We start from the raw sequence: 15,147 nt of genomic DNA, 5'->3' as shown, positions 1-15,147 counted from the left end.
CGATGAGCGCTGAGCGCAAGAACGTGCTGCTGCGGCTCGACCCGGCGGTGCACGACGCGATCGCGCGGTGGGCATCCGGTGAGCTGCGCAGCGTGAACGCGCAGATCGAGATCCTGCTCCGGGATGCCCTCAAGCAAGCGGGCAGGCTGCCCAAGGAGGTCGCTCCGCTGCCCAAGCGCGGCCGGCCGCCCCGGAGCTGACCGCGCACTCCCGGCAGCACGAACCCGCAGGCTCGGGAGGAGGAACCCGCACTCTCGGGAGGGGGAACCCGCACCCTCGGGAGGAATCCTGAGGGGATTCGAGGGATACGCGCGACCCTAAAGTGATATCGTTTTTTTGTGCCTGGGAATGAGCCCTCCATCGTGCCGCCTGAGGCGCCGACGGCGGCCGCGCCTGCGCTGCAGGTCAGCGGGCTGACGGTCGCCTACGGGCAGCAGATCGCCGTCAATGGTGTGAGCCTGCAGATCGAGCGCGGCGAGATCTTCGGCCTTCTCGGCCCGAACGGCGCCGGCAAGACGAGCACGCTCGGTGCGATCGAGGGGCTGATCCACCCGCGAGCAGGCACCGTGACGGTCGACGGGATGGATGCCCGCCAGCACCCCACCGAGACGAAGGCGCGTCTCGGGGTGCAGTTGCAGACATCCAGCTTCCAGGCCGAGCTCAGCATCGAGCAGATCGCTAACCTGTACGGCGGCCTGTACGGGGTGCGACTCACGCGGGAGCGCATCAGGCAGAGGCTCGACGAGATCGGGCTCGACCAGGAGCGAGGCAAGCGGTTCAAACAGCTCTCCGGCGGGCAGCAGCAGCGGCTGGCGCTGTACATCGCGACCATCCACGACCCGCTTCTCCTGCTGCTCGACGAGCCCACTGCCGGTCTCGACCCGCAGTCGCGCAGGGCGCTCTGGTCGCGCATCGAGCAGTTGCGCAAGCGGGGCAGCAGCATCCTGCTGACCACGCACTCCATGGAGGAGGCACAGGCGGTGTGCGACCGCGTCGCGATCATCGATCACGGCGCGCTGCTCACGGAGGGCACCCCTGCCGACCTGATCGCGAAGCACAAGGACGATCCGAGAGTGCTTGCCGTCGCGCACGGAAACGTCACGCTCGAGGATGTCTTCATCGGCCTGACGGGAAGTGAGATCCGTGACTGACGTCGCCTTCCATCGTCCACCGCTCGGGCTGGCCATGCGCTCGCTGCTGCGCGCCGACGCCATCGTGCTGATGCGTAGCAGGATCTCGACGGTGCTGAGCCTCGCGCTGCCCGTCGTCATCATCATCGTCACGAGTTTCAACAAGAACGTGAACCGGCTGGGCAATCCCAGCCTGGTCATCGGGCTCGCCATCACGCTCGGCCTGCTCGCCTCGTGCCTGCTCGGTTACAGCCTCGGGCTCGCCCGCGACCGCGAGATCGGCGTGCTTCAGCGACTCCGCGTCACGCCGGCGCCGACCTGGACGATCATGACGAGTCGCATCGTCGTGCAGATCGTCACGAACCTCATCTCCTCGCTCATCGTGCTGATCGTCGGGGTGGTCCTCCACGGCCTCGCGCCGAGCTTCGGCCAGTATGTGCTCGTGCTCGTGGTCGCCGTGCTCGGCGCCGCGGTGTTCTTGTCGATCGGTCAGGCGCTCGTGGGGCTCGTTCCCTCAACGGGCGCGATCAACGCCATCGGGCGCATCCTCTTCATCCTGCTCGTACTGGTCGGGATTCTCGGCGGAACGGGCGTGCTCGGCGATGTCATCAAGTCGATCGCGGGATGGACGCCCGTCGGTGCCCTGATGACGCTCTTCAGCGACGTGCTCAACGGCACCGGATGGAGCGACCAGGATCTGTACGCACTGCTGGCCTCCCTGGGCTACGTGATCGTGTTCGCATTCATCGGCATCCGCTGGTTCCGCTGGGAGGCCCGGTGAATCTATCTCGCCCTTCGAGCACGCGAGAAGGGCGCCACCCCGCTTCTCGCGCTCGATCGCGAACTCGCCGCACAGCTGGACGAGGCGGAGCCTCTCGCGTAGGCGAGGTTCACGCCCGGAACGATCCCGGCCGGGGCTGAATCCAGTCGGGATTCGAGTATCCGCTCTCCCACGGAAACCGGCCGTTCTTGTCGTCGTAGGTCAGCTGAAGCAAGGGAACGGAGCACCAGTCCGCCTTCTGGTAGAAGCGGTTCGCAGCGAACGCGATCTCTCCCGGATTCGGCACCTCCTCCACAGTCACCCGGTGCGACCACTGCTCGAACGTCAGCAACTCGCCGGGAAAGAGCAGCCGGCCATCGCGCACCTGGTCCGCGACATCGTTGAGAAGAGCGCCGGCGGTGTTCTGATCGATGCCCATGACGAGCAACTCCGGGTGCCCGATGCCGAACAGGCCGATGGTGTACGCGAACGACGGCAATTGAATCCGCGAGTCGCCGATCACGTATGGGATGAAGACACCACGCGTGCGAATGATCTCGGCGGTGTTCTTGTCTTCCTGGTCGAGCCATGCCTGCTCGGCCGGCGTAGGAATGATGGTCATCGTGTCCTCCCTGGTGACGGAACTTTGATGACCGGAACGTTAGAACGCACGTACGACACCACGGTGGCGGCCGAGACGAACTCTCGCGGCCGGGATGCCGTGATCAGCCCAGCGACGTGCCCGTGATGCCCTTCGTCGACTCGATGGTGTCGCCCATCTTCTTGTTCAGCGCCTCGTAGAACATCGAGAGCGGGAACTCGTCGTCGAGCACGGCATCCGTGTACCCCTTCGGCGCGCCGGCGAGAACCTCCTCCGGCAGGCCCTTCGCCCACACGGATGCCGGGTTCGGCGCGAGCACGCCGCTCACCAGCTCGTAGGCGGCCAGCCAGTGCGCCGTCTTCGGGCGGTCGATCGAGCGCCAGTACAGCTCGTTGATGGTGTCGCTGAGCGAGACGACCGCGTCACCGACGGCATCCCAGTCGATGGAGAGCTGCGTGTCGGTCCAGTCGAGCACGTGGTGCTGGTGCAGCCACGCGAACAGCAGCTGCCCGCCGAGCCCGTCGTAGTTGCGCACCCGGCTGCCCGTGATCGGGAACCGGAAGATGCGGTCGAACAGGATGGCGTAGCGCACGAGGGAGGCGTGCTCCAGGATGCTGCGCTGGTCATCCGTGAGTTCCTCGCGCGGCATGGCGCCGAGCGTCTTCTCGAGCCGGTACGCCTCGCGGTATGCGGTGAGGTCGCAGCGCAGCTCCTCGAGTGAGTACAGGAAGTACGGCATGCGCTGCTTGATCATGAACGGGTCGAACGGAAGGTCGCCGCGCATGTGGGTGCGGTCGTGGATGATGTCCCACATCACGAACGTCTCCTCGATGAGCGACTGGTCGTCGAGCAGACGCGCGGCCGGCTCGGGCAGGTCGAGCTTCGTGATGTCGGATGCCGCCCGCACGACCACGCGGTAGCGAGCGGCTTCGCGGTCCTGGAAGATCGCGCCCCAGGTGAAGGTGGGCAACTCGCGCATCGCCACGGTCTCGGGGAACAGCACGGCGGAGTTCGTGTCATAGCCCGGCGTGAAGTCGATCAGCCGCAGCGAGACGAACAGCTTGTTGCCGTAGTCGGTGCGCTCGAGCTCCGCGACGAACTCGGGCCAGATCGTCTCGACGATCAGGGCCTCGACGTGGCGGTCCGGCGACCCGTTCTGCGTGTACATCGGGAACACCACGAGGTGCCGGAGGCCGTCTATGCGGTGCTGCTGCGGCTGGAAGGCGACCAGCGAGTCGTAGAAGTCGGGCACGCCGAATCCGCCGTCCACCCAGCGCTCGAAGTCGGCCTGCAAGGCGGCGAGATAGTCGGCATCGTGCGGGAACAGGGGTGCCAGGTCGCGGATCGAGTCCACGATGGTGGCGACGTGAGCGCGCGCATCCGCGTGACGGTCGGCATCCGGAATCGAGCCGTCCTTGACCTGGTCGGCCTGGATGCTCGTGGCCGCGCTCTTCAGTTCCAGCCACGCCGGGTCGGCAGCGATGGTCGCCAGGCGTGCGGCATCCGTGGCCTCGTCGGCTCCCGTGGGAAGAACGATGGACATGACGAGACCTCCTCGAACGTGAATTCTCTTGCGTCTCCTTCGAGCGTAACGACGAGGTTCGAGGATGAGTTTGCCGAGTTGGCGTTCAGAGTTGCGTCTCTGAGCGAAAGCACGCAACGACGTTGCGTTCAGTCGATCGGGTACTCCACGTACGCGAAGCGCGCGCCGTCGGGCGACCAGCTCGCGACGTTCATGGTGCCCTGACCGCCGAAGAGGTCGACGACGTCGACCGGTTCCCCGCCGTCGGGATCGATGCGACGGATGCGCACCCGCTCGTTCGCCGGATGCCCGACCACCCCCGACGGGTAGCTCACGTATACGAGGTTCCGGCCTCCAGGCGCGACGTGCGGGAACCAGTTCACCCGTTCGTCGAACGTAAGCTGCTCGATGGCCGACCCGTCCGGCTTGCAGCGGAACAGCTGCGCATGGCCGGCATCCTGCGACTCGCGCTCCGAGTTGAAATAGATCCACTCGCCGGTCGGGTCGAACTCGGCGCCGTCGTGCGGGGCATCGGAGTGCGTGAGCTGCGTGTCATCCGCTCCATCGATGCCGATCGTGAAGACGTTGGTGCGAGCCGGGGTGCCCGGGCCTGGATTGGGGCCCAGCGGTTCGAGTCCGATGTAGGAGAGGGTTCGGCCGTCGGGCGAGATGCCGTGGAGGTAGTGGTTGAACGGATGCGCGTGCTCGCGCGTCACGCGGCGGGTCGCGCCGTCGGCGAGCGAGACCTGGTGAATGTGCTTGTCCTCCGCCGAGATGTAGAGGTAGCGGCCGTCGGGCGAGACGACGTGATCGTTGTTCGAGCTGTCGATGTCGCCGGTGGGCACGAACTCGACGTCGCCGCCCGTGACGGGGATGCGGTGGATCAGGCCGTCCTGGTTGAAGACCAGCCACTCCTCGTCGCCCCAATACGGCGAGACCGTCCAGTTGGGCGCCTCGAAGACCGTGTCGGCGCTCTCATGCACGGTGCGACGTTCGCCGGTCGCGATGTCGACGACGACGAGCCTCGAGATCTGACCGGGTTCCAGGGTGCGCCACGCGCGCGTTGCCATATCGTCTCGCTTCCGTTCGGTTCACCGGGCCCGCTCAACCAAAGGTAGCCGCACCCTGTCTCCCTCGGCCGCCCGCCCACCTCCCGTTCAAGTCGCAAAGTCTGCCGCTATCGCGGCCTCATAACGGCAGACTTTGCGACTTGAACGGGGAGGACTGCAGCGTTCGCCGGACGGCGCAGCCGCCCGGCGTCGGCACAAGCGGCTGACAAGATGGGTACGTGACGGTGATGGGCGTGATCCGCAGGTGGACGCCCGTCGGCGTGCCCGTGATCGCCGCGATCGCGCTTGTGCTGGCGTGGGGCACGAAGCCGGGAATCGGGCTCGCCATCCTGCTCGCGGTCATCCTCATCGGTGCCATCCTGGTGGCCGTGCATCACGCCGAGGTGATCGCGCACCGAGTCGGCGAGCCGTTCGGGTCGCTCATTCTCGCGGTCGCCGTGACCATCATCGAGGTCGGCCTCATCGTGTCGCTCTCGGCCGGAGGCGACGAGCACGCGGCGACGCTCGCCCGCGACACCGTGTTCTCGGCGTTCATGATCACGACCACCGGGATCGTCGGCCTTGCGATCCTGGTCGGCGCACTCAAGTTCGGCACGGTGCGCTTCAACTCGGAAGGGTCGGGCGCTGCGCTCGCCACGGTGTCGACGCTCGCGGTGCTGTGCCTCGTGCTGCCGGACTTCACCGAGGCATCCGGCCCGCGGTTCTCGCCGACGCAGCTCACGTTCGCCGCGATCGCGTCGCTGGCGCTGTACGTGCTGTTCGTCATCACGCAGACGATCTCGCACCGGCGCATCTTCCTGCCGGTGAGCGAGTCGGGCGGCGTGATCGGCGAGGATGACGACGAGGAGGATCACGGCGAGCCGCCCACCCTCGGCGCGGCGCTGATCAGCCTCGTGCTGCTGCTTGTCGCGCTCGTCTCCGTGGTCGGCCTGGCCAAGCTCGAGTCTCCGTCGATCGAGGGCGGTGTGGTGGCGCTCGGGCTTCCAGAGTCTGTGGTCGGCGTGATCATCGCGCTGGTCATCCTTCTGCCGGAGGGCATCTCAGCGGTACGTGCTGCGCGGCGCAATCACATCCAGACCAGCCTCAACCTCGGCCTCGGGTCGGCCATGGCGAGCATCGGGCTGACGATTCCGGCGGTCGCCGTGGCATCCATCTGGATGCCCGGGCAACTCGTGCTCGGACTCGGCGACACGCAGATCGTGCTGCTGCTGCTCTCGATCGTGGTGAGCATCCTCACCGTCGTCCCCGGCCGTGCGACGAAGCTGCAGGGCGGCGTGCACTTAGTGATCTTCGCGGCGTTCCTGTTCCTATCGGTTTCGCCGTAGGGAGCAGCGGGCCCGCTGCCGGCCCTGGAGCGCGTAGAACCTGTCAAGCGAGCGGCATCTGCGGATGAACCGACTTGCAATTTCGGTGACATCGTGATCCACGACGCGAGATCCGCGTAATTCCGGGGGAAAACCGCTCCCAGGGCTCTCGGATGCTCTGTGCACAGCCCGTCCAGTGCTACTGAGTACCGTGTCGGAGTCGTCGGATTTTTCGGCATTGCGCCCCGACAAAACCCCCTTGGGTGGGATGCCGTTCTGACGAACGCCCCGACCCGACGGACGCCGCCTGCTGCGTCTGAGGGGCGTCTTGCCGGTGCGCGTTCCGCGCGCCAGGCCACCGTCGTGCCCCCACACGGCGGTGTGCCGGCATGACGCGAGGTGCGCCCGGGTTCTCACGAACCGGGCGTGCAGCAAGGGGTGAGCCCGACCCGCCCGGATGCTGAGGCGCGCGCGAGTGCGTGTGTCAGGCATCCGTTGCCCGGATGACGCGTGCGCGCACCCGGGTGGACGACGCGGGGAAGCCCCGATCATTGGAACCCTTTGACCTTCCTCACGCGTATTGCCCCCGAAAGCCTCCGAAACACCCTCCGCCCCCTCCTCGGCAAGTCCGCCCGTCACCGCCGTGCCAGCGCGATCGCGCAGCACAAGCGAGCACTGCTCGTCACCTCGGCGGCCATCGTCGCCGTGGGAGCCGTCGTCACTCCGGTGGTCATGCAGAACGCCTACGCCGAGCCGGCCAAGCAGACGACCGGCGCGGCATCCGAAGTGCAGAAGGGCTCGCCGATCGCGGCGATGGCCATTCAGCACAAGGCCGCGCAGGACTCGTTCGATGCACTCGCCGTCGCGCAGATCACGGCGGAACAGGTGCAGGGTCGTGCTGACACGACCGAGCTGAACAGCGCGATCGCTGCGCTGAAGAACAACTACTCGTCGGATGCCGGCACTCTGCACAAGCTGACCGTCGCCGCGAACGACGCTGTCGAGAAGGCCGCCGTGGCCGCCCAGGCACACGACGCCGCGGTCGCAGCGGCGCAGCAGGCGGCAGCGGAAGCAGCAGCCAAGGCTGCCGCTGAGGCGCAGGCCGCCGCCCAGGCGCTCGCGCAGGCCAACACGCCGGATGGCGCCCGCGCCGTCGCGCAGTCGATGATGTCCAGCAAGTACGGCTGGGGCAGCGACCAGTTCCAGTGCCTGAACAGCCTGTGGAACCGCGAGTCCGGCTGGAACTACCAGGCCTACAACTCCGGGAGCGGCGCCACGGGCATCCCGCAGGCCCTTCCCGGCTCGAAGATGGCCGCCTTCGGCAGCGACTGGGCGACGAACGCCGCAACGCAGATCGCGTGGGGTCTCAGCTACATCTCCAACTCCTACGGCACGCCGTGTGCCGCGTGGGGTCACTCGCAGTCCTCGGGCTGGTACTGATCCTTCTGGCCGCTTCGCCCTGAGGCACGGCCGCTCCTGTTCTGCCAGAGCTGCAGCCGCTCGTTGGCATCGAGATCTCGTCTCACTGACAAAGAATGTGATTCGTTTCGGCGCTAAGAGCACTTTCTGTCAGTGAGACGGGGCCCGCGTGTAGCCCGCGTGGTCCCCGCATGCTGCGAGCACTCGAAGCGTCGCAGGACGCGGCTCAATGGGTCACGGCGAGCAGCGCGGCGAGCGGTGCGGGCAGGCATCCGTTCGCGACGGCGGTCGCGGTGAGCGCCTCGGCGTAGCGCAGTTTGCGCCTGGCGCCGCTGCCGAGGAAGCGCCGCAGTTGCGCCTCGAGCGGATGCCCGCGCCACGCCGGCTGAGCCTGCAACGTGCGGAAACGGGCCAGGTCGCCTTCGGTTTCGAGCACGCGCTCCGCCTCTGATGCGCCGACGGCACGAATAAGTTCGTCCTCGAGGTCCTCGACGCACACGAAGAGTCGCAGGTCGACGCCCGTGTCGATCGCTCCGCGACGGAGCACCTCGGCCTCAGGCGCGTCGCACAGCGCGGCGATCGGCACGTCGCTGCGCTTGGTGTGGAGTCCGGCGAGAACCCGTGCTGCCGCGTGAGCTCCGCCGATCGGAACGACGACAACGCCTTCGGCGCGAAGGTCCCTGCCGGTTCCTGCAGCAGCCGTCTCCACCGCGATCTGATCACTGATGCCTTCGACGAGGACCAGTGATGCCGCACCGCCGACCCTCGCGAGCGCCGCGGCCGTGGCGCGGGCGGTGGCATCCGGACCGCTCTCGTACCGCGCGGAGACGCCGCGGGATCCGGGCACGGGCGCACGGGTCATGACCTCGTGAACTTTCGACCGCTCGGCACGCCGTCAGCATAAGCGGGCCGGCGTGCGGCGGCGTGCCGGCGGGCGGCAAGTAGGCGGGCCGACCGGCGGCAAGTAGGCGGGCCGACCGGCGGCAAGTAGGCGGGCCGACCGGCGGCATGGAGGCGGGCCGACCGGCGGCATGACGGCGGGCCGGTCCGGGTGCATGGTTCATGTCTCACTAGATGTGGCCTCCTGGCCCCCAACCCGCAACTTCTGCGACATGCCGGGAACGTGTGTCGCAGACCCAGCGGGATCCGCGGCCCGTGAGCCGCAGGTTCTGTGACGCAGTCTGTGGGTCCGAGTGCGGAGCTCTGCGCCATAGTGCGCACGCCGGCCACAGCTCGCCTTGACTCGCACCGACATCGAGCGCACCGTTGTCGTGCAGACTGCAGGGGTGGGCGCAGGATCAGCCAGAGCGAACTCCGGCACGAGCGGCAGTCCGGCGGCAGATGTCATCGCGGCGCTCGCGAAGGCGGCGGATGCCGACGACGCCGTGTTCCTGCAGCGCTTCTTCAAGACCGGACCGGGCGAATACGGCGAGGGCGACGTCTTCATCGGTGTGCGCGTGCCGGCGGCGCGCGCGGTCGTGAAACGGCTCGGGCCTCTGTCGCTCGAAAGCATCGCGGAACTACTCGGGAGCCACGTGCACGAGCACCGGCTTGCGGCTCTCGTGGCACTGAATGCGCTGTTCGCCCGGGCATCGGCATCCCGCACCCGCGACGACGACCAACGAGAGCGCCTCACAGCGTTCTACCTGAACGCTGTGCGGGCAGGACGCGTGAACAACTGGGACCTCGTCGACGCCTCCGCCGAGTACGTGCTCGGCGAGTACCTCCTCGACCGGCCGCGGTTCATCCTGTTCGAACTCGCCGACTCCGACGACCTGTGGTGGCGCCGCGTCGCGATGCTGTCGACCTTCGCGTTCATCAAACGCGGCGATGCCTCGACCACGCTCGAACTGGCATCCATGGTGCTCGACACCGGCGACCGCCGCGATCTGACGCAGAAGGCGGTCGGTTGGATGCTCCGCGAGGTCGGCAAACGCGTCGACCGCGGGCTGCTCATCGGCTTTCTCGACGAGAACGCCCACCGGATGCCGGCCGTGATGTTGTCGTACGCGACGGAGCACCTCGGCGCGGACGAGCGTGCGGCGTACCGGGCGGCGCGCATCCGCTGAGCCAGCGCTCCTGGGCGTCCACCGTGGCCGCATCCTTCGACACCTTCGACGGGGCGGTGCGCCATTGTCGCCCCGGTTGCAGCCCTCATTACTCATTGACAAACTTCCTTACCTTGAGATAGAAAGTTACAGCGGTCGCTCCTACCGGAGGGTCGGGCGAGTTCCGCACACCGAGCACCCACTCGACAGCGCCGACAGTCGCGGCGACGCCGACTCAACGAGGAGTAGTAGAGAATGCCAAGCAATCGCGGGTCATCCTTCTTCGCCAGTGCGGCGGGGACCCCCATCACCCGGCGCGGCCTCCTGAAGGCAACCGGTGCCGGAGCGGCAGCCATCGGACTATCGAGTCTGTTGGCCGCGTGTTCCACGGGCGGCGGATCGTCGTCCGGCGGAAAGGCCACGGTGCGCATGTGGACGTGGTACACGGAGATCAAGGACACGCTTCCCAAGGTGATCTCCGACTTCGAGTCGAAGCATCCGAACATCAAGATCGAGAACCGTATCTTCGGAACGCCCGATCAATACCTGCCGGCGCTCACCGCGGCTGTGTCGGGCGGCGATGTTCCCGAGATCTTCGCTCCGCACGTGCGGGCCATCACCTACGGCGAGCAGGGGATCTCGGCCGATCTCAAAAAGGACCTCGGATCCGACTTCCTCAAGGGATTCTTCAAATCCACGAACGATGAGTACACGAAGGGCGGGAAGCAGTACGCCGTGGGCTTCGAGGCTCAGACGTTCGGCATCTTCTACGACCCGGATCTTCTCGCCAAGGCAGGTGTCGATGGCGAGCCCGAAACCTGGGACGACCTGATCGACGCCGCGGCCAAGATCAACGCGATCGGAAAGTCGGCCGTCTCGATCAGCTGCAATCCTGGCACGAGCGCCCTCGACTTCTTCCTTCCGCTCATCACGCAGGTGACCGATGATCCCACCTGGTACCTCAAGCTCGATCAGCTCGAGAAGGGGTACAGCTACACCAGCAAGCCGGTCGTCCAGGCGCTCGAGCTCAACGACAAGATCGTCAAGGGCAAGGTGTTCCAGCCCGGCACCACGGGAACCTCCGGCGACCAATCGCAGCAGCTGTTCTACACCGGTGGCGCCGCCATGTTCTTCGCTGGATCGTGGACGCCGTCTGGGCTGATCACGAATGCGTCGCCCGACTTCGTCAAGCGCTACAAGATCATGAAGACGCCGGCGATCAAGAGCGGCGCCAGGCACTGGACGGCTGACCAGGCTGGAGCAGGTCTGGCGGTCTCGGAGACGAGTAAGAACAAGGATGCGGCGCTCACGTTCCTCAAGTACCTGTACTCGGAGGGCGTCTACTCGAACCTCATGAACACGTCCAATGCGATGCCTTCTACGCAGGCTGCGGTCGAGCAGATCACCGAACCGCATGTGAAACAGATGGCGGGATGGCTGACCGATGGATGCCCACACATCCCATTCGGTTCCGGATCGTCGGCGGCAGGCGACCCGTTGCAGAAGATCTTCGACCAGACGGCCACGCCGGCCGAGGTGGCGAAGCAGATGCAATCAGCCGTCGAGAACGCCAGAGGCTGAGTGAGGACGCCTTCATGAGCACCTCCTCATCGACGCTGCGCGCCGGGATACGGCAGGCGCCGCGCTCCGGTGCGCGGCTCTGGAAGCTGCAGCGTTCCGAGCGACTCGCCGGCTACGGCTTCATCGTTCCGATCACCGTGCTTTTCGTGCTCTTCGTGGGCTGGCCGATCGTCTTCGCGATCTACCTCAGCTTCACCAGGTGGAGCGGGTTCGGTGCCCCGAATGTCATCGGGCTCGACAACTACACGCGGATGTTCAGCGATCCCGTCGCGGCGACGGCGTTCGGTAATACCCTGCTCTTCGCGATCATCACGACGGTGCTTCAGACGGTCATCCCGCTGATCATCGCCGTGCTGCTCTCCAACGTCTGGCGCGGTCTGAGTGTGGTCGTTCGTACGATCCTCTTCATTCCGGGCATCATCTCGTTCGTCGTCTCCGGCGTGCTGTGGAAGCTGATCTACGACCCGAATCTCGGAACGCTGAACAACTTGCTGAAGGCGATCGGACTCGGAGCCTTGCAGCAGCACTGGCTCTCCGACCCTGCAGTGGTGCTGCCCTCGATCATCGTCGTGTCGTTGTGGGGCGCTGTCGGGATGAACATGCTGATCTTCTTCGCGGGCATCCAGGGCGTCGATCCTACGTATTACGAGGCTGTGCAGGTCGACGGGGCGAATCGGCTTCAGCAGTTCTGGTACGTCACGATGCCGAGTCTTCGTGTCGTCACGGCGATCGTCATCAGCCTGAACCTCATGAACGGGTTCAAGGTGTTCGATCTCATCTACGTGATGACGGCGGGCGGTCCCAACCACGCCTCAGAGGTCTTCGGCACCTACCTGTACAGCCTCGCGTTCGGCTCGACAGCCGGATCGATTCCGCAGCTCGGCTACGGCAGCGCATTCAGCGTGATCGTCATGCTCCTCTGCGGTGTCGCCGTGCTCGTGCAGATCGTGCTCTCGAGAAGGGCGAGCCGATGACCGCCCTCCTGAGCCGTGCCGAGCCCGCCTCCTCCGCGGTGGACGCCAAGGCGGCCCGCCGCAGGCGATTCCCCGTGGGTCGGTCGTTCGTCGCGTTCATTCTTCTGGCCGTGGCCGCCTTCACGATCTTCCCTCTGATCTGGCTGGTACTCACTTCCATCAGACCGGCGAACACGGTGTTCGGCGGGAGCATCTGGCCGACCTCGGTCTCGCTTGACGCCTATGCGAAGGCGTGGAGCTCGACGGATTTCGGGCTGCACTTCGCCAACAGCCTTTGGATCACCCTGGCGACCGTGCTCGGCGTCGTCGTCTTCGCATCGCTCGCCGGATACGCGTTCGCCAAGCTGCGTTTCCCCTTCAAGAACGTCATCTACGTGATGCTGCTCGCCACGCTCATGATGCCGTCCACGTCGCTGATCATTCCGCTCTATCTGCAGCTGAAGAGCTTCGGGCTGCTGAACACCCAGGTGGGGCTGCTCGTGCTTTACGTCTCGAGTTCGGCGCCGTTCTCCATGTTCTTGATGAGAGCCTTCTTCGAGACCCTGCCCGACGAGCTCGTGCAAGCCGCCCGCATCGACGGTGCGGGTGAGTTCCAGATCTTCTGGCGCATCGTTCTCCCGCTGGCCCGGCCGGGACTCGCCACGGTGATCATCTTCCAGTTCCTGCAGACCTGGAACGAGTTCATCTACGCAAATACCGTGCTGCAGAACACAGAAGAACTGCCACTGCAACCCGTGCTGTTCGGCCTTGTCGGCCAATACCAGACCGACTGGCCGACGCTCTGTGCCGGTCTGACCATGTCCATAGTCCCCGTCGTGCTCGTCTACGTCTGGATGCAGCGCCAGTTCGTCGCGGGAATGACACTCGGAGCCGTCAAGAACTGACGCCGGTACCACCAGCGCGGCGCATCGTGTCTGTGCGCCGCCCATCACCCCGCCCTGGAGAAGAAACATGCCCATTCAGAACATCCAGCTCAACGTCGCCGACGTCGCCCGCTCCGTCGCCTTCTACCGCGACTTCATCGGCGCGGTACCCGTGGGCGAGGTGAGCGATGATCGCGCGGTGCTCGATGTGGTCACGGCGACCATCGAGCTCGTGCGACCGGCTGAGAAGGTGGAGTCGACCTGGACGGCGGATGACCTCCAGCGCGGTTTCCGTCATGTCGGCTTCAAGGTCAGCGGTCTGGATGCTCTCGCCGAAAGATTGCATGCGGCTGGCGTGCCCTTCCACCTCGAACCGCTCGAAGCCGAAGGCGATGTGCGGATCACGTTCTTCTTCGACCCCGATGGCACGCTGCTCGAGTTCGTGGAGCGTGATCTGAAGTACAACACGGTGGTCGACGAGGATCTGGTCAGTGCCGAGTACGCGCTAGGAGTGCCGGAGCGGCCGCGTTTCGATCACATCGCCGTCACGGTGGAGGACTTCGACGCCACGAGGGAGCGCTACCGGCCGTTCGGCTTCAAGCATCACGGCACCATCCTTCAGCCACACGATCCGCGTGGATTCCGCATCGACTACCTCAAAGGCGGGGACACGGTGCTCGAGGTCTTCACCTATCAGACGGAGAAGCAAGGGCGCCGGCCGCAGCTCGAAGCGCCAGGGTACGTGGCGGCTCGCCTGCAGGGATCCGCGGTGGGGGACGCGGTGGTAGGCGAAGCCGCCGACGCCGTCGTCTACGCCGACCCGGACGGATTCACCTACGCGGTGAGCGAATGACGACGGCGCCGGACGATCCGGACTGGATGCGGCCGCTCGGAGCCACCGGTCTGACGGTCTCCGCTGTCACGGCGGGAGGCGGCCCACTCGGCAGCATGCCCGAAAACTTCGGCTACGAGGTTGCCGAAGCGGACGCGGTCGGGCTCGTGCGCGACATCCTCGACAGCCCGATCCGCACGATCGACACCTCGAACGGCTACTCGGGCGGCAACAGCGAACGCCGGATCGGCCTCGGCATCGCCGAGTACATCCAGCAGCATGGCGGACTCCCGCGCAATTCCCTCGTCATCACGAAGGTCGATGCACGCGACGGTGAGTACTCCGGTGCGCGAGTGCGGGCATCCGTCGCCGAGAGCAGTGCGCGGTTGGGCATCGAGCCACTGCCGCTCGTTCACCTGCACGATCCGGAGTTCCACGACTTCGAGACCATGACCGCACCCGGTGGCGCGGTCGACACGCTGGTGCGCCTACGGGACGAGGGCATCGTCGGGCACATCGGACTCGCGGGCGGAGACGTGCACCAGATGGCGAGGTACCTTGCGCTCGATGTGTTCGAGGTGCTGCTCGTGCACAACAGGTGGACGCTCGTCGACCACAGCGCGAAGGACCTCATCGAAGACGCCAAGGCGCGGGGCGTTGCCGTCGTCAATGCGGCGATCTATGGAGGCGGCATCCTCGCCGCCCCCGAGCGCAGACTGACGTCTTACGGGTACCGGCCGGCGCGACCGGCGACGCTCGCAGCCATCGCTCGGATGGATGCTCTTGCCCGAACGAACGGGACGGACCTCGCGACGGTCGCGCTGCAGTCGTCGTTGCGCGACCCGCTCGTGACGACGACGGTCGTCGGCTTCAGCAAGCCGGAACGGATCGACTCGATCCTTGCGGCGACGCGTGTCGAGCTTTCCGATGAGTTCTGGGACGAGATCGACGCCTTGCGCCCATCCCCCGAGAACTGGCTCGACGCCGAATCCTGACCCCACGCGACGCTCGTCGACTCACGCGCCGGGCGTCGCGCGTCCTGT

At 66.2% G+C, this 15,147-nt stretch carries 15 protein-coding genes; 11 read left to right on the top strand and 4 right to left on the bottom strand.

The genetic code is table 11. From position 1 onward, the window contains the following. Positions 1-2: 2 nt before the first annotated feature. From ACYVI5_RS17170 to ACYVI5_RS17160, 3 genes are all read left to right on the top strand, one after another. Positions 3-200 carry a type II toxin-antitoxin system antitoxin gene (locus ACYVI5_RS17170; RefSeq protein ID WP_440293790.1) on the top strand — a complete coding sequence of 66 codons (198 nt, stop codon included), beginning with the start codon at positions 3-5 and terminating at the stop codon, positions 198-200. 138 nt (positions 201-338) lie between these two features. After that, a complete protein-coding gene (locus ACYVI5_RS17165; RefSeq protein ID WP_460536653.1) occupies positions 339-1,151 on the top strand; it encodes an ABC transporter ATP-binding protein in 813 nt (270 codons plus the stop codon). Then, entirely contained in the window at positions 1,144-1,911 is a 768-nt protein-coding gene (locus ACYVI5_RS17160; protein ID WP_460581313.1) for an ABC transporter permease, read from the top strand. The genes ACYVI5_RS17165 and ACYVI5_RS17160 overlap by 8 nt, the downstream gene beginning before the upstream one ends. Positions 1,912-2,020: 109 nt before the next feature. Here the strand turns inward: ACYVI5_RS17160 and ACYVI5_RS17155 are convergent, their stop codons facing one another. The 3 genes from ACYVI5_RS17155 to ACYVI5_RS17145 form a co-directional block, all read right to left on the bottom strand. Continuing rightward, a complete protein-coding gene (locus ACYVI5_RS17155) occupies positions 2,021-2,512 on the bottom strand; it encodes a DUF4262 domain-containing protein (protein ID WP_460581312.1) in 492 nt (163 codons plus the stop codon). Positions 2,513-2,615: 103 nt separating this feature from the next. After that, complete coding sequence (locus ACYVI5_RS17150) at positions 2,616-4,034, bottom strand: DUF6421 family protein (protein WP_460581311.1); 1,419 nt, start codon at positions 4,032-4,034, stop codon at positions 2,616-2,618. A gap of 128 nt (positions 4,035-4,162) precedes the next feature. Then, positions 4,163-5,083 (bottom strand): TolB family protein, encoded by a 921-nt coding sequence (locus ACYVI5_RS17145; protein WP_460581310.1) that lies wholly within the window; start codon positions 5,081-5,083, stop codon positions 4,163-4,165. Between the two features lie 227 nt (positions 5,084-5,310). Here ACYVI5_RS17145 and ACYVI5_RS17140 point away from each other — a divergent pair, with 227 nt between their 5' ends. Next, complete coding sequence (locus ACYVI5_RS17140) at positions 5,311-6,408, top strand: calcium:cation antiporter (RefSeq protein WP_460536714.1); 1,098 nt, start codon at positions 5,311-5,313, stop codon at positions 6,406-6,408. Positions 6,409-6,948: 540 nt separating this feature from the next. After that, on the top strand, positions 6,949-7,827 hold the full coding sequence (locus tag ACYVI5_RS17135; RefSeq protein ID WP_460581309.1) for a lysozyme family protein: 879 nt from the start codon (positions 6,949-6,951) through the stop codon (positions 7,825-7,827). Positions 7,828-8,032: 205 nt separating this feature from the next. On the opposite strand, the gene ACYVI5_RS17130 is transcribed toward ACYVI5_RS17135, so the two are convergent. After that, positions 8,033-8,668: a TOPRIM nucleotidyl transferase/hydrolase domain-containing protein gene (locus ACYVI5_RS17130; protein WP_460581308.1), complete on the bottom strand. Its 636-nt coding sequence runs from the start codon at positions 8,666-8,668 to the stop codon at positions 8,033-8,035. A gap of 424 nt (positions 8,669-9,092) precedes the next feature. On the opposite strand from ACYVI5_RS17130, the gene ACYVI5_RS17125 reads away from it, so the two are divergent. The 6 genes from ACYVI5_RS17125 (at position 9,093) to ACYVI5_RS17100 (ending at position 15,099) form a co-directional block, all read left to right on the top strand. Continuing rightward, positions 9,093-9,875: a DNA alkylation repair protein gene (locus tag ACYVI5_RS17125; protein ID WP_460581307.1), complete on the top strand. Its 783-nt coding sequence runs from the start codon at positions 9,093-9,095 to the stop codon at positions 9,873-9,875. 234 nt (positions 9,876-10,109) lie between these two features. Further along, on the top strand, positions 10,110-11,435 hold the full coding sequence (locus ACYVI5_RS17120; RefSeq protein WP_460581306.1) for an ABC transporter substrate-binding protein: 1,326 nt from the start codon (positions 10,110-10,112) through the stop codon (positions 11,433-11,435). Between the two features lie 14 nt (positions 11,436-11,449). After that, complete coding sequence (locus tag ACYVI5_RS17115; RefSeq protein WP_460581305.1) at positions 11,450-12,409, top strand: carbohydrate ABC transporter permease; 960 nt, start codon at positions 11,450-11,452, stop codon at positions 12,407-12,409. Next, positions 12,406-13,293 carry a carbohydrate ABC transporter permease gene (locus ACYVI5_RS17110; protein WP_460581304.1) on the top strand — a complete coding sequence of 296 codons (888 nt, stop codon included), beginning with the start codon at positions 12,406-12,408 and terminating at the stop codon, positions 13,291-13,293. The genes ACYVI5_RS17115 and ACYVI5_RS17110 overlap by 4 nt, the downstream gene beginning before the upstream one ends. Before the next feature lie 67 nt (positions 13,294-13,360). Continuing rightward, on the top strand, positions 13,361-14,125 hold the full coding sequence (locus ACYVI5_RS17105) for a VOC family protein (RefSeq protein WP_460581303.1): 765 nt from the start codon (positions 13,361-13,363) through the stop codon (positions 14,123-14,125). Further along, positions 14,122-15,099 (top strand): aldo/keto reductase, encoded by a 978-nt coding sequence (locus ACYVI5_RS17100; RefSeq protein WP_460581302.1) that lies wholly within the window; start codon positions 14,122-14,124, stop codon positions 15,097-15,099. Before ACYVI5_RS17105 ends, ACYVI5_RS17100 begins: the two co-directional genes overlap by 4 nt. Positions 15,100-15,147: the final 48 nt, after the last annotated feature.

The sequence above is a fragment of the Humibacter ginsengisoli genome, from assembly GCF_054780095.1.
This window is presented reverse-complemented; position numbering and strand designations above follow the sequence as displayed.